Source organism: Streptomyces sp. NPDC043952 (assembly GCF_056435325.1).
This window is the reverse complement of sequence record NZ_JBWKES010000007.1, coordinates 211,850-231,846: the sequence shown is the minus strand read 5'-3', so window position 1 is coordinate 231,846 and position 19,997 is coordinate 211,850. Positions and strand designations below refer to the sequence as shown.

Here is a 19,997-nt window from a genome sequence, read left to right as displayed (position 1 = left end):
CGCGGCAGGAGGGCCGTACGGGAGTTACTTGGTGAGATGGTCCGGGCCGAAGGCCTGGGGCAGCATCTCGGACAGCGGCAGGACGCCCGCGGGGGTGTCCAGGAGGAGTTCCGGGCCGCCGAACTCGTACAGCAGCTGACGGCAGCGCCCGCACGGCACGAGCAGCGCGCCCTCGCCGTCCACGCAGGTGAAGTGCGTCAGGCGACCGCCGCCGGTGCGCTGGAGCTGCGACACCAGGCCGCACTCGGCGCACAGGCCCAGGCCGTACGAGGCGTTCTCGACATTGCAGCCGGTGACGGTGCGGCCGTCGTCGACCAGGGCCGCCACGCCGACCGGGTAGCCGGAGTAGGGAGCGTAGGCGTGCGCCATCGCCTCCCGTGCCTCGGCGCGCAGCGCCTCCCAGTCGAAACCGGCCGCGTTCTCGGTCACTTGCCCTGGCCCTTCCGGTACCGCATGCCGTCCGCCTTCGGCATCCGCAGGCGCTGCGCGGACAGCGACAGCACCAGCAGCGTGACGACGTACGGCGTGGCGCCCACGAAGTCGCTCGGCACCTCGTCGGTGAACAGGTACCAGACCATGACGACCGCCGCCACGACCAGGCTGATCGCGCCGTGCCACGCGGCCTTGCGGTACACCTTCCAGGCGGCCAGGGCGACGAGCAGCACGACCAGCAGGAGCAGCAGCGCGTGCACGGTCGTACCGCCGTTGCGCAGCTGGAGGGCGTCGGAGTAGCCGAACAGGCCCGCGCCCATGGCGAGGCCGCCGGGACGCCAGTTGCCGAAGATCATCGCGGCGAGGCCGATGTAGCCGCGGCCGCCGGTCTGGTCCTCCAGGTAGGTGTGCGAGGTGACCAGCGCGAGGAAGGCGCCGCCGAGGCCGGCCAGACCGCCGGAGACGGCCACGGCCGCGTACTTGTACGTGTAGACGTTGACGCCGAGCGACTCCGCCGCGACCGGGTTCTCGCCGCAGGAGCGCAGCCGCAGCCCGAAGGGGGTGCGCCACAGCAGCCACCAGCTGCCCGCGAACAGCACCGCGGCCAGCACGGTCACCACGGACAGGTGGGTGACCAGGCCGCCGAGGATGCCGGCCAGGTCGGAGACCAGGAACCAGTGGTGCTGCTCCAGCGACTGGAGGCCGTCGGACAGACCCGGAACGGTGACGTCCGGCAGGGCGTCCACGGGCGGGGACTGCTTGGGGTTGCCGCCGGCGTTGGAGGCGGCGCCGCTGGTGAAGCTCAGCTTGGCGAGGTACTGGGTGGCACCGAGCGCGAGCAGGTTGAGCGCGACACCGGAGACGATGTGGTCGACGCCGAAGGTGATGGTGGCGACCGCGTGCACCAGGCCGCCGAGGACACCGAAGCCGATGCCGCACAGCAGGCCGAGCCAGGGGCTGGTCTGCCAGCCGGCCCAGCCGGCGCCGAAGGTGCCGAGGATCATCATGCCCTCAAGCCCGATGTTGACCACGCCGGCCCGCTCCGACCACAGACCGGCGAGACCGGCCAGGCCGATCGGCACGGCGAGCCCGAGGGCGGCGCTGACCTGGCCCGCGGAATCCAGGTCCTGCGAGCCGGTGATCATCCGGACCGCGGCCAGGAGCAGCAGCGCGCCCGCGACGAGCACCAGGATCTGGCCGAGCGAGCGGCTCGAACCCTTGGGCGCGGCGGCGCCCGGAGCCTTGGGGGCCGCCGGCGGCGGCGCGTCGGTCATCGTGGCAGTCATCACGCCACCTCCAGCTTCTTCTTCGGGGCGGCGGCGGCCTGGGCGGCGAGTTCGGCGCCGACCTTCTGCTGCTGGCGCTTGAGGCCGTAGCGGCGTACGACCTCGTAGGCGATCACGACGCACAGGACGATGACGCCCTGGATCACGCCGAGGATCTCCTTGTCGTAGCCCTGGAACTCCAGGTGGTTGGTGGTGCGCTCCAGGAAGCCCCACAGCAGGGCGCCGAGCGCGATGCCGATCGGGTTGTTGCGGCCGAGCAGCGCGATGGCGATGCCGGTGAAGGCGATGCCGGTCGGGAAGTCGCTGCTGTACTGGTAGCTCTCGTTGAGCAGGGTCGGCATGCCGATCAGACCGGCCGCCGCACCCGAGATGATCATGCTGGTGACGACCATCTTCTTCACCGAGACACCGCTCGCGGTGGCCGCGCTCTCGGACTGGCCGACGGTGCGCAGGTCGTAGCCGAAGCGGGTGCGGCCGAGGACGAACCAGTAGGCGACGCCGACGATCGCGGCGATGACGATGAAGCCGTCCAGATCGCCGCCCGGACCGGTGTTGATCAGGAAGAAGTGCGAGGCCGCCGGGAGCGGCTTGGTGGCGACGACGGTGCCGCCCTGGTAGAGCTGCGCCAGCTTTCCGGGCTGGAGCAGGTAGCCGATGATCGCGGTGGCGATCGAGTTCAGCATGATCGTGGAGATGACCTCGCTGACGCCGCGGGTCACCTTGAGCACACCGGCGATGGCCGCCCACACCGCGCCGGTCGCCATCGCGCAGACGAGGATGAGCAGCATGGAGAGCCAGCCCGGCAGGGTCAGCGCCCCGCCGAGGACGGCGGCGAAGAACGCGGCGAGCCGGTACTGGCCGTCGACGCCGATGTTGAACAGGTTCATCCGGAAGCCGATGGCGACCGAGATGCCCGCGAGGTAGTACGTGGACGCCTTGTTGAGGATGTAGACCTGGCTGTCGCTGGCGAAGCCGTAGGTCATCATGTCGCTGAAGGCGGGGCCGGGGTTCTTGCCGGTCGCGAGGATCACCAGGGCGGTGATGACGAGCGCGGCGACGATCGCGAGCAGCGGCGCCGCGATCCCGAGGAGCAGCCGCTCCTTGTCGATCCGTGAGGTCAGCTTGTTCATCGGGCGTCGTCCTCTGCGTGCTCCAGGTGGCCGGTGGCCGCACCCGTCATGGCGGAGCCCAGCTCCTCGGGGGTGATGGTGGCGGGGTCGGCGTCGGCGACCAGGCGGCCGCGGTACATCACCCGCAGGGTGTCGGACAGGCCGATCAGCTCGTCCAGGTCGGCGGAGATCAGCAGCACGGCCAGGCCCTCGCGGCGGGCCTCGCGGATGTGGTCCCAGATGGCCGCCTGCGCGCCGACGTCCACACCGCGCGTGGGGTGGGCGGCGATCAGCAGCTTGGGGGCGTGGCTCATCTCGCGGCCGACGATCAGCTTCTGCTGGTTGCCGCCGGACAGCGAGGCCGCGGTGACGTCGATGCCGGGGGTGCGGACGTCGTACGACGCCACGATCCGCTCGGTGTCGGCGCGGGCGCCCTTGGTGTCCAGCAGGCCGCCGCGGGAGTTGGGCTTCTCCGTGACGTGGCCGAGGATGCGGTTCTCCCACAGCGGGGCTTCCAGCAGGAGGCCGTGGCGGTGGCGGTCCTCGGGGATGTAGCCGATGCCGGCCTCGCGGCGCTGCCGGGTGGCGCGCCCCGAGATGTCGGTGCCGTCGAGGGTGATGGTCCCGGCGTCCGGGTCGCGCATCCCCATGATGGCCTCGACCAGCTCGGACTGGCCGTTGCCCTCCACGCCGGCGATGCCGAGGATCTCCCCCTTGTGGATGGTCAGGGAGATCTGGTCGAGGATGACGCGCTCGACGCCGTCGAGGTCGGTCTGGCTGAGGTGCAGCCCCTCGATGGTGAGCATCGGGATGTCGGTGACCGTGGACTCCTCGGTCACCGGGGTGGGCAGTTCGCTGCCGACCATCATCTCGGCGAGCTGGCGGGGGGTGGTGGAGGCCGGCTCGGCGGTGCCGACCGTCGTACCGCGCCGGATGACGGTGATCTCGTCGGCGACGGACAGCACCTCGCCCAGCTTGTGGGAGATGAAGATGACGGTGAGGCCCTCGGCCTTCAGCTCGCGCAGGTTGTCGAAGAGGGCGTCGACCTCCTGGGGCACGAGCACGGCGGTCGGCTCGTCCAGGATGAGCGTCCTGGCGCCGCGGTAGAGGACCTTGAGGATCTCCACGCGCTGGCGGTCGGCGACGCCCAGCTCCTCGACGAGGACGTCGGGGCGCACGTTCAGGCCGTACGCGTCGGAGATCTCCTTGATCTTCGCGCGGGCCTTGCCGCCGATGCCGTGGAGCTTCTCCGCGCCGAGGACGACGTTTTCCAGGACGGTGAGGTTGTCGGCGAGCATGAAGTGCTGGTGCACCATGCCGATGCCGCGGGCGATCGCGTCGGCGGGGTTGTGCAGGACGACCTGCTCGCCGTCGATCGTGATGGTGCCCTCGTCCGGCTGCTGCATGCCGTAGAGGATCTTCATCAGGGTGGACTTGCCGGCGCCGTTCTCACCGCACAGGGCGTGGACGGTGCCCTTGGCGACGGTGATGTCGATGTCGCGGTTGGCGACGACGCCGGGGAAGCGCTTGGTGATGCCGCGCAGTTCGACGGCAGCGGGAGGGCTGGACGCGTTGATGGCGCACTCTCCTCGGGGAAAGGGGCTGCGTAAGGGGAGGGAGGGCAGGCGTCGGCGACGCTAGCGCGGCAACTCGTAGCTACACGCGTAGAGTTGACACATTGTTATGGCCCGGCGGAGGGAGCGCGAACGGCCCCCCGCGCCGAGCCGGGGTCCGGACGGGCCGGACCCTTACCTGTCACTCAGGTGGGATCAAGGGGTGGTCTTGACCTTGATCTTGCCGTCGACGATCTTCTGCTTCGCGGCGTCCAGCTTGGGCTGGATGTCCTTCAGGTAGCCACCGCTGGTGGCCAGGGAGACACCGCCCTTGGCGAGGGAGTACACGTTGTTGCCCGCCAGCGGCTTGCCGTTCTTGACGGACTGGATGAAGTCGAAGACACCGACGTCGACGTTCTTGACCATGGAGGTCAGGATCGAGCTCTTGTACTTCGCCATGCCCGGAATGTTGTACTGGTCCGAGTCCACGCCGATCGCCCAGGCGCCCTTGACGCCGTTCACGGCCTCGATCGCGCCGGTGCCGGAGGAGCCGGCCGCGGTGTAGATGACGTCGGTGCCGTTGTCGAGCATGCCCTGCGCGGCCTGCTGGCCCTTGTCCGGGCTGGAGAAGCCGGAGGTGTCCTGGCCGTGGGTCAGGTACTGGACGTCGACCTTCACCTTGGGGTTGGTGTCGTGCACGCCCTGCACGTAACCGGCCTCGAACTTCTTGATCAGCGGGGTGTCGACACCGCCGATGAAGCCGACGTGGTTCTTCTTGGTCTTCAGCGCGGCGGCGACACCGGCGAGGTAGGAGCCCTGCTCCTCGGTGAACGTGATGCTGTTGACGTTCTTGCCGTCCACGACCGAGTCGACGATGCCGAAGGAGGTCTTCGGGAACTGCTTGGCGACCTGCTGCACGGCGGGCGCGTAGGTGTAACCGACGGCGATGATCGGGCTGTAGCCGGCCTGGGCCAGGTCGGTGAGGCGCTGCACCCGGTCGGCGGGGGTGTCCGAGGTCTTCGCGGTCAGCTCCTTGATGGAGCCGCCGAACTGCTTCTCGGCCTTGTCGGCACCGCGCGCGGCGGAGTCGTTGAAGGACCGGTCACCACGGCCGCCGACGTCGTAGGCGAGACCGATCTTGATACCGCCCTTGGCGCCGCCCGAGGGGGACGAGCCGGCGTCTTCGGAGGACGTCTTGCCACACGCGGTGGCGGAAAGGGCGAGGGCTGCGGTGGCGAGACACGCAGCGGAAAGCTTGGCTACCCGGCGCACGGGAAGGCTCCTTCACCTGACCTGAGCGCCATGTCGGCGCTTGAGCCGAACACCCCGGCGGCGACGGCTTCGCGGCATCGTAACGCGCGTAGATGTCGCAAAAAACCCTCTCTCGAAGCCGTTATCGATTCGAGGCAAACAGCGTCTGAACACGTTCTCCGAGTCCTCTCACAGGGCTGTCGCACACAGCGAACGATTGGCTTGCGAGCGTGTTGCGCGGAGGAGGGGGAGGGGCTAGGGGTGGCGCGGGAGGGAGGGGCGGGGTGGGGGTGGCGCTCGCGGGGAAGGCGCCGGGGGGAGGGGCGGGGCGAGTACGGCGCCGACGGGAGGGACGGGGCGAGTACGGCGCCGACGGGGGCGGGGATGGGGACGACGCGCCCGCGGGTGGGGCTGGGCGGGGATGGGGCCCGTGGGAGGGGCTGAGCGGAGATGGCGCTCGTGGGAGAGGCTGAGCGGAGATGGGGCCCGCGGGAGGGCCTGAGCAGGGACGGCGCCCACGGGGGCTGAGCGGAGACGGCGCCCACGGGAGGGCCTGAGCACGGACGGCGCGCACGGGAGAAGCTGAGCGGGCGCGACGCCCGCGGGGGAGGCTGGGCGGAGACGACGCCCGCAGGTGCGGCAGGCCGGCGGCGGGTGCGGCAGGGCGGCGGCGGGGCGGGGCCGGGCGTCCGCGGGTGCGGCACGGCGGCGGCTGATGCGGCGCCCGGCGTCTGCGGGAAGGGGTGAGCGGGGTACGGCGGCCCGCTGCCTGCGGGTGCGGCGGCGGAGCGGCGGGCGGGTGCGGCAGGGCGGCGACGGTGCGGCAGGGCAACGGCGGTGCGGCTGGGCGGCGTCGGTGCGGCAGGGTGGCGGGCGGGCGCCACTGGAGAAGCCCCGAACGCCCAGAGCCCCCGAACCTCCGCGCCACCACGCCGCCGCGTCCCCGGACCTCCGCGCCACCACGCCCCGCGCCCCCGGACCTCCGCGCCACCACGCCGTCGCCCCTTGGCCGCGCGCCACCACGCCCCGCGCCTTGGGCGCACGCCACCACGCCCCGCGCCTTGGGCGCACCCACCGCGCCGCCGGCCCTTGGGCGTCGTCAGCCGTCGTTCTCCTCCAGGAACGCCGCGGCCGTGAACATCTCCACGCCGACCGTGATGGCGTCCTCGTCGGCGTCGAAGTCGCCCTGGTGCAGGTCGCGCACGGTGCGCTCGCCGGGGCGGCGCACGCCGAGCCGGGCCATGGCACCGGGCACGTGCTCCAGGTACCAGGAGAAGTCCTCGCCGCCGAGGCTCTGCTCGGTGCTCTCCACGGCGTCCCGGCCTCGGCGGGCGGCCATCGCGCGGCGCAGCAGATCGGCGGAGCCCTTGTCGTTGACGACGGGGGGCACCCCTCGCACGTAGTTGATCTCGGACTTGGCCCGGTGCATGGTGGCGACCTCGTCGATGGCCGCGTGCACGATGTCGGGCGCCTGCCGCCAGGCCTCCAGGTCCAGGCAGCGCACGGTGCCGGCCAGCTCGGCGTGCTGCGGTACGACGTTCGGGGCGTGGCCCGACTCGATACGGCCCCAGGTGAGGGCGAGGCCGACGCGGGTGTCGACGCGGCGGGCGATCAGCGCGGGGACGTCGACGGCGACGCGGGCGGCGGCGGTGACCAGGTCGGTGGTCAGGTGCGGACGCGCGGTGTGCCCGCCGGGTCCGTCCAGGAGGACTTCCAGCCGGTCGCAGGCGCTGGTGATGGGACCGTGCCGCAGTCCGATGCGGCCGGCGTCGACGCGCGGGTCGCAGTGCAAGGCGAGGATCCGCCCGACCCCGTTGAGGACGCCGTCCTTGATGGCGCTGAGGGCACCGCCGGGCAGCACCTCCTCCGCGGGCTGGAAGATCAGCCGTACGGGGCGGCTGAGCAGCCCCTTCGCGTACAGGTCGGCGAGGACCAGGCCGGTGCCGAGCACGACGGTGGTGTGCATGTCGTGTCCGCAGGCGTGCGCGCGGTCGGGCACGGTGGAGCGGTACGGGCAGTCACTCTTCGTGTCCGGGATCGGCAGGGCGTCGATGTCGGCGCGCAGCGCGAGCAGCGGTACGCCGGGCCGCTCCCCCTCTTTCAGGCCGATGTCGCACACGAGTCCGGTTCCGGTGGCAAGGACGCGGGGGCGCAGCCCGGCCTTCTCCAGCCGCTCCTTGATCGCGGCGGTGGTACGGAACTCCTGGTTGCCCAGCTCGGGGTGCATGTGCAAGTCGCGCCGGAACGCGACCAGTTCGGCGTGCAGGGACTTGCTCAGCACGCCGGGGAGCGCATCCCCCGCGAGGCCGGACTCGGACTCTAGGGACATCAATTGCTTCACCCTCTGAAGGGTAGGACGCCCGGCTGGCCAACTGCCCCTGGATCAACAAAAGTTCAGCCCGTTAGGGGAAGAAAATCTGACCGCTGGACGCATGACTGTGGACTGTGATGGGTAAAACCACTTTTCTCTTCTTCCACGCATACCACGCCTCGGCCGAGTCACGCTCGCCATGTCCACGAACCGGACCTCCACTCGGCCCACAGCCACCAGGGTCGCCCCCCGCGCCGCCCACCCCCAAGTCGCCCTTCCCGGCACTCCCCTTCAGCTCCTCGTTCAGCTCACGCAGCGCACCACTGGACAGATAGTCTCCGCGCAGATAATCTGCTTATAGATCATCTGAAATCATCTAGCCGAGGAGATCACTCATGTGGGAGTACGAGCACAGCATCGAGACCAGCGCCACCCCCGAGGCGATCTGGCGGCTCTGGGCCGACGTCGAGAACTGGGGCACCTGGAACGCCGAGATCGAGAAGATCCAAATAAGCGGCCCGTTCGCGGCGGGCACGCGGATCACGATGACACCGCCCGGGGACGACCCGGTACTGCTGCGCATCGCCGAGGCGGTCGAAGGCGAACTGTTCGTCGACGAGGCCGACTTCGACGGCCTGCTGCTGCGCACCACCCACCGGATCGACCGGATCGGCCAAGACCGGATCCGGGTGGTGTACCGGATGGAGATCACCGGTACCGGCGCCGACGAGGCCGGCCCGCGGATCGGCCCGGACATCACCGCCGACTGGCCCGACACGATGGCCGCGCTGGTCAAGCTGGCTCAGAGCTGATGCCCCTCAGTCCCGGCGACAGCCCCGGATTCCTGCTGTGGCACGCCACCCTGCGCTGGCAGCGTGACATCTCCACGGCTCTGGCCCCACTCGATCTCACCCATGTGCAGTTCGTGCTGCTCGCCTGCGCCTGGTGGCTCAACGCCCAGGGCGAGCATCCCAACCAGCTGGCTCTCGCCCGCCAAGCCGGCACCGACGTCAAGATGACCTCCCAGGTACTACGCACCCTGGAACACAAAGGACTCATCGAGCGTGAAGTCGACCCGGCCGACACCCGCGCCAAACGACTGCGCGTCACCGAGGCCGGCGCCGACCTGGCCCCACGCGCGATTGCCGCCGTCGAGCGCGCCGACGCGCGATTCTTCCAGCCGGTGCCCCTCGACGAGGCCGTCTTGCTGCTCGGCCGCCTGGCTCGTCCCGAATCCTGAAACGCCCTCACCGACAACCGGGCCATCCCCGCGGCAGGCCCGCGGTTCTACGCCAGGCTCACCGAGGGCAGGCGGTGGATGTCGCGGGCGGTTCCTGTCACGCCTGACAGGAAGCCCTGGGCGCGGGGGGAGGCGGTTTCGGTGAGCCAGGTCGGGTCGATGTCGCACACCGCGACGCGGACGCCGGTGCCGGCCAGGGCCAGCGGGAGGGTGTGGACGACGGTGGAGGGGAAGCTGAGGATCGTACGGCCGATGGGGCCGCGGCGGGCGATCAGTTCCAGCGGGAGGTCGGGGCGGACGATCTCCAGCCCCGTCTCCTTGGCCAGCCGGTGGAGTTTGTCGGTGCTCTCGCGGCGGTGGGCGAAGTAGCGGGTGGTGCCGTGGGCCTTGGCCAGGGTGCGGACGGCGTCCAGGTAGGAGTCGCCGTCGACCACGCCCGTCTCCACCAGGGACGTGCCCACCATGTCGGCGCCCTTGGTGATGCGCGGCGGGCCGAAGCGGGTCCGGGTCCAGGAGAAGTCGTTGGCCGTGACCGTGACGCCCTCGGGGGTCTCGTGCACCGGCATGGAGGAGAAGACCTCCACCCGGCGGCGCGCGCTGGGGGTCAGCCGGCGGCGCGCGGAGGAGGAGACCGGCGCGAAGATCAGGTCGCGGGGGCCGGGGCGGCCGCCCTTGCGGTGCCAGCGCACCAGGCGTTCCCCGCGGGCGAGTTGGGCGACGAACTCCATCGTGGCGGTGCCGTCGTCCACCACCACCAGGTCCCGTGCCCGCGTGATGGTCAGCAGCAGCTGGACGTAGCGGGAGAAGGGGTCGCCCATCACCACGCGGTCGGCGCGGCGCAGCAGTCCCGTGAGGCCGCCGATGGTGGCGAACGGCGCGGCCGGGCCGCCGCGGGCCTCCTCCCAGCGCACCCGGTGGCCCTCGTCCCGCGCCAGGTCGGCCATCCGGCGCAGCTGCCCTCGGGTCATGGGGTCGGTCGGGGCGAGGACGACGAGCGTGAGGTCCGCGCCCGCCGGGGACGGCGCCTGGCCGGCCACCGTCCGCCGTACCTGCGCGGGTACGCAGGAGAGCGCGCCCGGCACCGGCACCGGGCCCGGCTCCGGGGTCCCGTCCGGCGGAGCGGCCACACCCCCCGGCGCACTGTCCGGCGTAACGGTCGTACCCCCCAGTGCCTCGTCCGGCGAGACGGTCGCGCCCCCCGGCGTCCCGTCCGCCGGAGCAGTCGTACCCCCAGTCGTACCCCCCGGTCCCCCGCCCCCCGACCGCGAGCCGCCACCCGGCCGGGAGCTGCCCCCCGGTCCCGGATCGGGGTCCGTGCCGCGCAGCCCGTGCAGATGTGCCCACTCCAGGACGTTGAGCAGCTGGACCGGGCTCTCCACGAAGGCGAGCGTGCGGGTGGGGTGGCCGGTGCGGCCGGTGCGGGGGCTCATCGGGGTGCGACCGTCCCGTCGTCAGTGACCTGGATTCACACCGTGACCGGCTCGCCGGCCGCGGCCGCGATCTCCGCCTCGGCGACGACACCGGCGACGCGGCGCAGCTTCTTCATCGGGCCCAGCTCGGAGTCGTAGACCTTCTTGACGCCGTCGCCGAGGGATGCCTCGATGGTGCGGATGTCGCGCACCAGGCGGGTGAGGCCCTGGGGCTCGACGGAGGCGGCCTGGTCGGAGCCCCACATGGCGCGGTCGAGGGTGATGTGGCGCTCGACGAAGGTGGCGCCGAGGGCGACGGCGGCCAGCGTGGTCTGCAGGCCCGTCTCGTGGCCGGAGTAACCGATCGGGACGTTCGGGAACTCCTTCTCCAGCGTGTTGATCACACGGAGGTTCAGCTCCTCGGCCTTCGCCGGGTAGGTCGAGGTGGCGTGGCACATCAGGATGTTGTCCGAGCCGAGGACCTCGACCGCGTGGCGGATCTGCTTCGGGGTGGACATGCCGGTGGAGAGGATGACGGAGCGGCCGGTGGCGCGCAGGGCGCGCAGCAGCTCGTCGTCGGTCAGGGATGCGCTCGCCACCTTGTGGGCGGGCACGTCGAACTTCTCCAGGAAGGCGACGGCCTCGGTGTCCCACGGGGAGGCGAACCAGTCGATCCCCTTCTCCTTGCAGTACTCGTCGATCCGGCGGTACTCGTCCTCGCCGAACTCCACGCGGTGGCGGTAGTCGATGTAGGTCATCCGGCCCCAGGGGGTGTCGCGCTCGATGTCCCACTGGTCGCGCGGGGTGCAGATCTCGGGGGTGCGCTTCTGGAACTTGACGGCGTCGCAGCCGGCCTCGGCGGCGACGTCGATCAGCTTGAACGCGTTCTCCAGCTCACCGTTGTGGTTGATGCCGATCTCGCCGCAGATGTAGACGGGCCGACCGGGGCCGACCTCGCGCGAACCGAACGTACGCAGACGGGAGTTGGTGCTCATCAGGGGTTCCTTACTTGGGGAGGGAATCGAGAGAGGGGCCGAGGATCCAGCTGGCGATCTCTCGGATCGCGCCGTCACCGCCGGGGAGCGTGGTGACCGCGCGTGCGGCGCCGCGTACGACGTCGTGAGCGCTCGCGACCGCCACCGGCCAGCCCACGAGGGCGAAGCACGGGAGGTCGTTGACGTCGTTGCCGACGTAGAGCACGCGCTCCGGCGCGATGCCCTGCTCCTCGCACCACTGCTTGAGGGCGAGGTCCTTGCGGTCGATGCCGTGCAGCACGGGGAGTTTCAGCTTCCGGGCGCGGGCGGCGACCACAGGGTTCTGTTCCGTGGACAGGATCAGCATCCGCAGGCCGCTCCTGCGCAGCGCGGCGATGCCGAGTCCGTCCCCGCGGTGCACGGAGACGAGTTCCCGTCCTTCGGAGTCGATCAGCACCCGGTCGTCGGTCTGGGTGCCGTCGAAGTCGAGTACGACCGCGTCGATGTCGTCGGCCGTGGGGAGCGCGCCGGGGCGGTCGGCGTCGAAGAGGGGGGCGAGGGCGCGGGCCCGCGCGAGGTCGTGCGGGTCGTCGATCTCCAGGACCCGCGCGGGGTCGGTGCGCACGAGTTCGGTGCGGCCGAAGAAGCGGTGCCCGTGCTCGCGGAAGCCGGCCGCGTCCATGGCGTAGGCGGTGCCGGTCTCCAGGAAGTCCTGCGGGCGGTCCTGGCGGCGCGGGCGGTACGACGCGTCGTGGTTCACCCCGACGCCGCCCCCGCCCCCGGCCCCGGCGCCGTCCCCGCCCGCGGCGTCGCTCCCGGTGTCGCCCCCGGCCTCGCGCCAGACGAAGCCGTGGAAGGGCGCCACGGTCACCGCGGTGTCCGCGCCGTTCTCCGCCACCGCGCCGGCCACCCCGTCCACGTCCTCGCGGGCGATGAAGGGGCTGGTGCACTGCACGAGCAGGACCACGTCCACGGCCGCGCCGTGCAGCGCCTCGTGCGCGTCCATGGCGTGCAGCACGGCGGCCTCGGAGGTGGCGGTGTCCCCGGCGATGGCGGCCGGGCGGAGCACCACCTCGGCGCCGGCCTCGCGGGCGGCGGCGGCGATGGCCTGGTCGTCGGTGGAGACCACGACATCGGTCACCAGGCGGGCGGCGCGGCACTCGCGCACCGCGCGGGCCACCAGCGGGACGCCGCCGACCGGGGCGAGGTTCTTCGCGGGCACGCCCTTGGAGCCGCCGCGGGCGGGGATCACCGCGAGCACCCGGCGCACCGTCGCGCCCTGGCTCGCTTCCGGGTGGGACATCCGATCTCCTTGAGAGGTCACAGCTCCCCCATCCGCCGGATCACCGGGGCGACCCGCTGGACGCCGTGCCGGTAGGCGCCGCGCGCGGCCCGGCGCACGATCTGACGCACGGGTCCGGGGGCCTTGCCGGCGGTGGGCGCGCCGGGCAGCGGGGCGCCGTCGGGGCCGAGGTGGTGGCGGGCGAGGATGCCGGGCAGATAGCCGGGCGCGGTCTCGGGGGTGTAGTAGGGGGTCAGGGGCGGCAGGCCGCCGGGGCGGTCGAGCAGCTTGGCGATGCGCTCGCGGGCCGTGTCGAAGGCGGTCTCGTACCCTCCGTCGGCCGCGACCCCCTGCCGGGCCACCCACTCCGCGTCGGGGGCGGGCCGGTGGCCGGCGTCGAGCTGGTCCCAGGAGGCGAGGCAGCCGGAGCCGGTGAAGTGGTGGTTGCCCAGCGCCTCGCGCACCCCGAGGTCGGTCAGTACGACCGTGGGGATCCGGCGGTGCAGGGCCTCCAGGGCGGCCGTGGAGCTGATGGTGACCAGCAGGTCGGTGCGGTCGAGGACCTCGCCCATGTGGCCGTACACCAGGCGGAAGTTGGCGGGTACGTCCTTGCCCTGGACCAGCTTCTGATAGGGCAGCTCCTCGATGTGGGTGGTGTGTTCGCCGGGCTTGGAGCGCAGCTTGAGCAGCACCTCCCGCTCGGGGTGGGCGCGGGCGTGCCGGATGAGGCGGTCGAGGAGGTAGGTGCGGTCGCGGCGGTTGTCCGGGACGGACGGCTGGGCCGCGAACACCACGGTGTAGGGCTCGTGTTCACCGGTGTAGGGCGCCCCGCCGAGGAAGGGCAGCGCGACCTCGGTGACCGCGGAGGCGTCCGCGCCGACCCCCTCGTACACGGCGCGGAACCGGTCCGCGTCGTGGCGGGAGTTGGCGAGGACCAGGTCCGCGCCGTGCCGCAGCAGCAGGCCGTCGGCGAGCTTCTCGTAGACGACGCCGACGTAGCCGGTGACGACGACGGGCCGGGGGCCGGTGCCCCACGTGTTGCGCAGGCCGTGCAGCATGGCCTGCACCCCGCCGCCGACGAGCGCCAACACCAGGATGTCGTACGGCTCCTGGCTCATGGCGTGCAGGAACTCGACGCCGGTGACCTCGCTGAGGGAGTCGGCGCGGACGCCGATCTCCTGGAGCTGGCGGGCGGTCGGGGTGGCTCGTCCGCGCAGGAGGTAGCCGTCGAGCCGGACCTCGGCAGCCGCCGGAGTGAGTCGCCGCGCGGTGAGCGCGCCCCACTTCCACCGGGTGTCGGAGTCCGCGAGGACGGCGACCCGCAGGGACTTCTTGGCACTTGCTGGCACGTCCAAGACGCTAGGAAGCGATTCCGCCGTTCCGCCCAACCGGAATGCAACAAACGGTTAACAGCACATCGCCGAATGACGAATCGGCTCGCGACCGGCCCCGGAAACAGCCCGGTTCACAGCTTCGCCACGTGCCATTCACCCAGTATCAAGCAAGGCGTCAAGACGAATGACGGGCATCCCCCCTAACGTCCCTGACGTGGTCAAGCTCTCCGTCATCGTGCCGTTCTACAACGTGCAGTCATACGCGCCCGACACGCTCAGGAGCCTGAAGGCGAACACGCGTGAGGACTTCGAATTCATTCTCGTCGACGATTGTTCCCGCGACGGGACGCCCGAAATTCTCGCGCGCGCGGAGCGCGAGCTGCCCGGAGCGGTCCTGGTCCGGCACGAGCAGAACGGAGGTCTGGCGACCGCGCGCAACACCGGCATCGACCGGGCGCGCGGCGAGTATCTGACGTTCCTGGACGGCGACGACTGGCTCGCTCCCGGCTACTACTCCCAACTTGTCGGTGCTATCGAGGAGTTGGGCGTCGACTTCATCCGCACCGACCATGTGCAGTGCACCGCGCGGGCCCGCCAGGTGCAGCGCGTGCCGGTCGGCAGGCGCGGTCGGGTGCTCAGCCCGCGGGAGGCGATCCTGCCCGCGGACCGCTCCACCTCGGTGGACTACGCGTTCGCCTGGGCGGGCGCCTACCACCGCAGGCTGGTCGACAAGGGCCTGCTGCACTTCACCGACGGGCTGCGCACGGCCGAGGACCGGCCGTGGATCTGGAAACTGCACCGGGAGGCGGAATCCTTCGCCGCGGTGAGCCTGCTCGGCGTGTTCTACCGGCGCGGGGTCGCCTCCTCGCTCACGCAGATCGGTGATGTGCGTCAGCTCGATTTCATCCGCGCATTCGACCAGGTGATCGCGGAAACCGCGAAGGACCGGGACGCGGACGCGCTGCTGCCGAAGGCGGTGCGCACCTATTGCGCCATCATTTCCCATCATCTGGGATCCATCGAAAGGTTTGAGCCCGCGGTGGCGAAGAAACTGAAATCCCTGAGTGCCGCCGCGCTGCGCCGCATGCCGCAGGACGTGCTGGACGACGCGCTGGACTCCATGGACCTCCTGCGCGCCACCAAGCTGCGCCGGCTGCGCCGCCGCCCCGTCGCCGCGGGGGCCGCCGCGTGACCACCCAGATCTTCCAGGCGTCGACCCTGTACGGCATCGCCACCCTCGCCGCCGCCCTGGACTCCGGCTGCTTCGACCCCGCCGACCGGCGGATCCTGCTGGTCTGCAACAACGCGGTGACGCCCGAGACCACGCCGGGGCCGGACGGGATGCCCGGTTTCGAGCGGCTGCGCGACCGGTTCGACGAGGTGATCTCGTACAACGAGACGATCTTCCCCTTCCATCCGGGCGGCTGGGCCCCCCGCGTGGACGACATGCCGCTGTGGGAGCGCTTCCTGCGCCACGAGTGGGAACTCGGCTCCGACGACGTGGCGTTGGCCGTCGAGTCGATCCAGGTCAACCCGGCGCTGGCGCTCGGGCAGATCTTCAACGGCGCGCCGGTCACGGTCTACGCCGACGGCCTGATGTCGTACGGCCCCACGCGCAACAAGATCGACCCGCTGGTCGGCACCCGTGTCGACCGGCTGCTCCACCTGGACCTGGTGCCGGGCCTCACCCCGCTGCTGCTGACCGAGTTCGGGGTGCCCGGCGAGCTGGTGCCGACCTCCGCCTTCACCAAGGTACTCGCGGAACTCGCGCCGCTCGCCGAGGAGTTGCCCGAGGCCGAGGAGCCCGCGCTGCTGCTCGGGCAGTACCTGTCGGCGCTGGACATCCTCACCGCCGAGCAGGAGGAGGACCTGCATGTGCGGATGCTGGAGGGCGTGGCCGGACTGGGCCACACCACGGTCGTGTTCAAGCCGCACCCCACCGCCCCGGCCCGCTACACCCGCTCGCTGGAGCAGGCGGCGGAGCGGTTCGGCGTGGCGCTGACCGTCGTGGACACGCCGGTCCTCGCCGAGGTGCTGTACCAGCGGATGCGCCCCGCGCTGGTCGTGGGCTGCTTCTCCACGGCCCTGCTGACGGCCTCCGCGCTCTACGGCCTGCCGGTCGCCCGCGTGGGCACCGAACTGCTGCTGGCGCGGCTGACGCCGTACGAGAACAGCAACCGGATCCCGGTCACCGTGGTGGACGCCCTGCTGCCCGACCTGGCGGACGCGGACGCGGTCACCGGGCGGCGGCCGGGCATGGACGTGGAGCGGCTGGGCGCGCTGGTGCGGGCGGTGGGCTTCGCGATGCAGCCGAAGATCCTGCCGGGGCTGCGCGCGGAGGCGGAGGCATGGCTCGCGGCCAACTTCGGCCCGCGCACGTCCCGTTACTTCAAGCGCCGCCGGCTCACCTCGCTGGCCCTGCCCGGCGGGATCCCCGCACAGCTGGCGTTCATCCCGCGCAACGCGACCGTGCGCAGGGTGGCGAAGAAGGCGCGCAGCCTGCGCAGGACCGTACGGAGCTGAGCCGATGACCTCGCCCTCCCCCGCCCTCGACGACGTCCCGATACCCGCCCCGGAGGGGACCTCGGCGCCCGCGCCCACCGGGCGCCGCGGCCGTCTCCTCGCCCTCGACGGGCTGCGGCTGGTGGCCGCGCTGATGGTCTGCCTCTACCACTACACCGGGCGCGGCGGCACGATCTCCGAGTCCTGGCACCAGAGCCCGTCCGTGGTCTTCCCGACCCTGAGCCGGGCGGCCGTCTACGGCTGTCTGGGCGTGCAGCTGTTCTTCGTGATCAGCGGCTTCGTGATCTGCATGAGCAGCTGGGGCCGCACCCTGGGCGACTTCTTCCGCTCCCGCGTCTCCCGCCTCTACCCCGCCTACTGGGTCGCGCTGGTCCTGGTCACCGCGGCGTCCCTGGTCCTGCCCGCCGTCGTCAAGCCGGTCCGGCTGGACGAGTTCCTGGTCAACCTGACGATGCTCCAGCAGCCGATGGGCGCGACACGGGTGCTCGGCGTGTGCTGGACGCTGTGGGCCGAGGTCCGCTTCTACGCGCTGTTCGCGCTGTTCGTCGTGGTGCGCGGGGTCACCTACCGGCGCGTGGTCCTCTTCTGCTCCGTGTGGACCCTGGCCCTGGTGCTCTGCCGCACCACCGGCAACGCGCTGACCGACCAGGTCCTCATGCCCGAGTACGCGCCCTACTTCATCGGCGGTCTCGCCCTCTACCTGATCCACCGCTTCGGCAGCGACCTGCTGCTGTGGGGCATCGTCGCGGTGTCCTGGCTGCTCGGCCAGAGCGAGGCGACCCGCGGCCTGTGGCACCCGACCGGCCACTCCGGCCTGCACCGCGACCCCTACGTGGTGGTCCTGGTCGTCACCCTCTCCTTCGCCGTCGTCGCGGCGGTGGCGCTGGGCTGGACCCGCTGGGCCTCCTGGCGCTGGCTGACCACGGCCGGCGCGCTGACGTACCCCTTCTACCTGGTCCACGAGCACCTGGGCTGGTTCGTCATCCGGGTCCTGCACCGGCTGCTCGGGCTGCCCTCGGCGGCGACCCTGGGGGCGACCGTCCTGATCATGCTGGCCCTGGCCTGGCTCATGCACCGCTTCGTGGAGAAACCGTTCGGCCCGCGGCTGAGACGGGCACTGAAGACACGGAACCCCGCCGGGGCTTAGAGGCCGCTTACGCTCAGGGCGCCGCCCCGCGCTCAGGGGGCCAGCCCGTACCGCGCCCCGATTCCCGCGATCACGACCGCCAGTCCTTCCTCGAACTGGCGGTCGTAGTCGTCGAAGAGGAGTTCGCCGGCCGCCGCGGCGAGGGGGTAGTCGGACAGGCGGCGGGCGCGGTCGGCGATGTCGGTGCGGACCTGCCCGTCGCCCGGTCCGGGGCGCATGCCCTGTTCCTCGGTGACGAAGCCGATGGTGTAGGCGGTGGCCGTGCGGCCCGCGTCGACGGCCTGGGCGAGGGTCAGCCCGGCGCCGGTCAGCAGGCGGAGGTTCGCCTCCAGGGCGGGGGCGTGGTCGGTGCCGGTGAAGCGCGAGCCGCTGAAGACCTTGGCGCCGTCGCGGTAGCCGAGCAGCGCGGCGCGCAGGCCGCGGTTGACCTTCAGCAGGCGTTCGGACCAGGTGTCGGCGGGGTCGAGCGCGGTGCCGGCGACCATCCGCCGGTACATCTGCGTCGCCATCTCGTCCAGCAGCGCCTGCTTGTCCTTGAAGTGCCAGTACAGGGCGGGCGCCTTGACGTCCAGCTCCTTCGCGATGGCGCGCAGGGTCAGCCCGTCGAGGCCCACCTCGTTCAGCAGCCGCAGCGCCGTGTCGGCGACCCGCGCACGGTCCAGGGGCGATCGTCGTTCCGCACTCACACTTGACAGCTTAACAGCGTTAAGGGCACGCTCATGCCCGACGGCACTTAACGACGTTAAGGAGATGTGGCCATGGATACGACGGATGTCCTGATCGTGGGCGCGGGCCCCACCGGACTCGCCCTCGGCATCGACCTCGCCCGGCGCGGGGTCGCGGCCCGGCTCGTGGAGCGCGCCGACGCCCTGTTTCCGGGCTCGCGCGGCAAGGGGATCCAGCCCCGCACCCAGGAGGTCTTCGACGACCTGGGCGTCATCGGCGCGGTCCTCGCGGCGAGCGGGCCCTACCCGGACCGGATGGTGTGGCGGGACGGCGAGCGGGTCGGCGAGGAGTCGATGTTCGAGCGGTTCGAGCCGGACGCGGGCACGCCGTACCCGGCGCCGCGGATGATCCCGCAGTGGCGCACCCAGGAGATCCTGTACGCGCGGCTCGCGGAACTGGGCGGCAAGGTCGCCTTCGGGCGCGAGGTCACGGGCCTGACGCAGGACGCGGAGGGCGTGGACGTGGCCTTCGCCGACGGTACGGCGGTCCGCGCGCGCTATGTGGTGGCGGCCGACGGCGGACGCTCGGGGATCCGGCGGGCGCTCGGCGTCGGGATGACCGGAGAGAGCGTCGACCCGGCGCCGTTCGTGGTGGCGGACCTGCGGGTGCGGGGCCTGGACCGGGAGTACTGGCACGCCTTCCCGGCGGCGGACGGCAGCGTCCTCGGGCTCTGCCCGCTGGCCGGCACCGAGGAGTTCCAGCTGGCCGCGCGGCTGCCGGAGGGCTCGGAGCCGGACGTGAGCGCGGACGGCGTGCGCGAACTGGTCGCCCGGTACACCCACCTGGCCGCCCAGGACGTGACCGAGGTGCGCTGGGCCTCGGAGTTCCGGCCGCGGGCGGCGCTCGCGGACCGGTTCCGGGTGGGCCGGGTGTTCCTCGCGGGCGACGCCGCGCATGTGCACTCGCCAGCCGGCGGACAGGGCCTGAACACCAGCGTGCAGGACGCCTACAACCTCGGCTGGAAGCTGGACGCGGTGCTGCGGGGCGCCCCCGAGTCGCTGCTGGAGACGTACGAGGAGGAGCGGCAGGCGAACGCCGCGGCCATGCTGGAGCTGTCCACCGGCGTGCACCGCGGCGAGGTCCGGCGGGGCCGGGCCACCGTCCAACTCGGCGTCGGCTACCGGGAGTCGTCGCTCAGCGCCGAGACGCGGACCGGGCCGGGACCGGTACGCGCGGGCGACCGCGCACCGGACGCCGAACTGCCCGGCGGACGCCTCTTCGACCTCCTCCGGGGCCCGCACTGGACCCTGCTGGGCGCCGCCACCGCCCCGCGCGCGGGCATCCGGACCCTGCCGTCGGCCCCCGCGTCCTACGGCCCCGGCGTCTTCCTGATCCGCCCGGACGGCTACGTCGGCTGGGCCGGCGAGACGGCGACGGAGGACCTGGCGGCCTACCTCGACGGCGTCGGCATCCGCTGAAC

General features: G+C 71.8%; 17 protein-coding genes. 6 read left to right on the top strand and 11 right to left on the bottom strand.

Annotated elements, in window-relative coordinates; all coding sequences use genetic code 11:
- Positions 1-24: 24 nt before the first annotated feature.
- The 6 genes from AC069R_RS11235 to AC069R_RS11210 form a co-directional block, all read right to left on the bottom strand.
- A complete protein-coding gene (locus AC069R_RS11235) occupies positions 25-429 on the bottom strand; it encodes a cytidine deaminase (RefSeq protein WP_397984361.1) in 405 nt (134 codons plus the stop codon).
- Positions 426-1,718: an ABC transporter permease gene (locus AC069R_RS11230; RefSeq protein ID WP_478766415.1), complete on the bottom strand. Its 1,293-nt coding sequence runs from the start codon at positions 1,716-1,718 to the stop codon at positions 426-428. The genes AC069R_RS11235 and AC069R_RS11230 overlap by 4 nt, the downstream gene beginning before the upstream one ends.
- Positions 1,718-2,848: an ABC transporter permease gene (locus tag AC069R_RS11225; RefSeq protein ID WP_478766413.1), complete on the bottom strand. Its 1,131-nt coding sequence runs from the start codon at positions 2,846-2,848 to the stop codon at positions 1,718-1,720. Before AC069R_RS11225 ends, AC069R_RS11230 begins: the two co-directional genes overlap by 1 nt.
- A complete protein-coding gene (locus tag AC069R_RS11220) occupies positions 2,845-4,404 on the bottom strand; it encodes an ABC transporter ATP-binding protein (RefSeq protein ID WP_478766557.1) in 1,560 nt (519 codons plus the stop codon). The genes AC069R_RS11225 and AC069R_RS11220 overlap by 4 nt, the downstream gene beginning before the upstream one ends.
- A gap of 192 nt (positions 4,405-4,596) precedes the next feature.
- Positions 4,597-5,652 (bottom strand): BMP family lipoprotein, encoded by a 1,056-nt coding sequence (locus AC069R_RS11215; RefSeq protein WP_478766411.1) that lies wholly within the window; start codon positions 5,650-5,652, stop codon positions 4,597-4,599.
- 1,078 nt (positions 5,653-6,730) lie between these two features.
- Entirely contained in the window at positions 6,731-7,960 is a 1,230-nt protein-coding gene (locus tag AC069R_RS11210) for an amidohydrolase (RefSeq protein ID WP_478766409.1), read from the bottom strand.
- 377 nt (positions 7,961-8,337) lie between these two features.
- Between AC069R_RS11210 and AC069R_RS11205 the strand changes: the two genes are divergently transcribed.
- Both AC069R_RS11205 and AC069R_RS11200 read left to right on the top strand, forming a co-directional pair.
- Complete coding sequence (locus AC069R_RS11205; RefSeq protein WP_478766407.1) at positions 8,338-8,754, top strand: SRPBCC family protein; 417 nt, start codon at positions 8,338-8,340, stop codon at positions 8,752-8,754.
- Positions 8,754-9,182, top strand: coding sequence for a MarR family winged helix-turn-helix transcriptional regulator (locus AC069R_RS11200; protein WP_478766405.1), 429 nt, complete (start codon positions 8,754-8,756; stop codon positions 9,180-9,182). The genes AC069R_RS11205 and AC069R_RS11200 overlap by 1 nt, the downstream gene beginning before the upstream one ends.
- A gap of 47 nt (positions 9,183-9,229) precedes the next feature.
- Here the strand turns inward: AC069R_RS11200 and AC069R_RS11195 are convergent, their stop codons facing one another.
- The 4 genes from AC069R_RS11195 to AC069R_RS11180 are packed head-to-tail and all read right to left on the bottom strand — an operon-like array spanning position 9,230 to position 14,196.
- Entirely contained in the window at positions 9,230-10,612 is a 1,383-nt protein-coding gene (locus AC069R_RS11195; RefSeq protein WP_478766403.1) for a hypothetical protein, read from the bottom strand.
- Positions 10,613-10,647: 35 nt separating this feature from the next.
- The gene (locus AC069R_RS11190; protein ID WP_478766401.1) at positions 10,648-11,586 is read right to left on the bottom strand and encodes an N-acetylneuraminate synthase family protein; all 939 of its coding nucleotides are present in this window, start codon (positions 11,584-11,586) and stop codon (positions 10,648-10,650) included.
- A gap of 10 nt (positions 11,587-11,596) precedes the next feature.
- Positions 11,597-12,868 (bottom strand): cytidylyltransferase domain-containing protein, encoded by a 1,272-nt coding sequence (locus AC069R_RS11185; protein ID WP_478766399.1) that lies wholly within the window; start codon positions 12,866-12,868, stop codon positions 11,597-11,599.
- A 17-nt stretch (positions 12,869-12,885) separates the two neighbouring features.
- A complete protein-coding gene (locus AC069R_RS11180; protein ID WP_478766398.1) occupies positions 12,886-14,196 on the bottom strand; it encodes a DUF6716 putative glycosyltransferase in 1,311 nt (436 codons plus the stop codon).
- 199 nt (positions 14,197-14,395) lie between these two features.
- Here AC069R_RS11180 and AC069R_RS11175 point away from each other — a divergent pair, with 199 nt between their 5' ends.
- From AC069R_RS11175 to AC069R_RS11165, 3 genes are read left to right on the top strand one after another with little or no spacing between them, the layout of a single operon-like run.
- Entirely contained in the window at positions 14,396-15,373 is a 978-nt protein-coding gene (locus AC069R_RS11175) for a glycosyltransferase family 2 protein (protein WP_478766397.1), read from the top strand.
- Entirely contained in the window at positions 15,370-16,704 is a 1,335-nt protein-coding gene (locus tag AC069R_RS11170; RefSeq protein WP_478766395.1) for a polysialyltransferase family glycosyltransferase, read from the top strand. The genes AC069R_RS11175 and AC069R_RS11170 overlap by 4 nt, the downstream gene beginning before the upstream one ends.
- 4 nt (positions 16,705-16,708) lie before the next feature.
- Entirely contained in the window at positions 16,709-17,851 is a 1,143-nt protein-coding gene (locus tag AC069R_RS11165; protein ID WP_478766393.1) for an acyltransferase family protein, read from the top strand.
- A gap of 32 nt (positions 17,852-17,883) precedes the next feature.
- Here the strand turns inward: AC069R_RS11165 and AC069R_RS11160 are convergent, their stop codons facing one another.
- Positions 17,884-18,537 (bottom strand): TetR/AcrR family transcriptional regulator C-terminal domain-containing protein, encoded by a 654-nt coding sequence (locus tag AC069R_RS11160; RefSeq protein WP_478766392.1) that lies wholly within the window; start codon positions 18,535-18,537, stop codon positions 17,884-17,886.
- A gap of 72 nt (positions 18,538-18,609) precedes the next feature.
- Here AC069R_RS11160 and AC069R_RS11155 point away from each other — a divergent pair, with 72 nt between their 5' ends.
- Positions 18,610-19,995 (top strand): FAD-dependent monooxygenase, encoded by a 1,386-nt coding sequence (locus tag AC069R_RS11155; protein ID WP_478766390.1) that lies wholly within the window; start codon positions 18,610-18,612, stop codon positions 19,993-19,995.
- Positions 19,996-19,997: the final 2 nt, after the last annotated feature.

Coding starts and splice junctions, on each gene's coding strand:
- AC069R_RS11155 (WP_478766390.1), top strand. CDS start 18,610: ATGGATACGACGGATGTCCTGATCGTGGGCGCGGGCCCCACCGGACTC.
- AC069R_RS11210 (WP_478766409.1), bottom strand. CDS start 7,960: ATGTCCCTAGAGTCCGAGTCCGGCCTCGCGGGGGATGCGCTCCCCGGC.
- AC069R_RS11205 (WP_478766407.1), top strand. CDS start 8,338: ATGTGGGAGTACGAGCACAGCATCGAGACCAGCGCCACCCCCGAGGCG.
- AC069R_RS11195 (WP_478766403.1), bottom strand. CDS start 10,612: ATGAGCCCCCGCACCGGCCGCACCGGCCACCCCACCCGCACGCTCGCC.
- AC069R_RS11190 (WP_478766401.1), bottom strand. CDS start 11,586: ATGAGCACCAACTCCCGTCTGCGTACGTTCGGTTCGCGCGAGGTCGGC.
- AC069R_RS11185 (WP_478766399.1), bottom strand. CDS start 12,868: ATGTCCCACCCGGAAGCGAGCCAGGGCGCGACGGTGCGCCGGGTGCTC.
- AC069R_RS11230 (WP_478766415.1), bottom strand. CDS start 1,718: ATGACTGCCACGATGACCGACGCGCCGCCGCCGGCGGCCCCCAAGGCT.
- AC069R_RS11200 (WP_478766405.1), top strand. CDS start 8,754: ATGCCCCTCAGTCCCGGCGACAGCCCCGGATTCCTGCTGTGGCACGCC.
- AC069R_RS11165 (WP_478766393.1), top strand. CDS start 16,709: ATGACCTCGCCCTCCCCCGCCCTCGACGACGTCCCGATACCCGCCCCG.
- AC069R_RS11225 (WP_478766413.1), bottom strand. CDS start 2,848: ATGAACAAGCTGACCTCACGGATCGACAAGGAGCGGCTGCTCCTCGGG.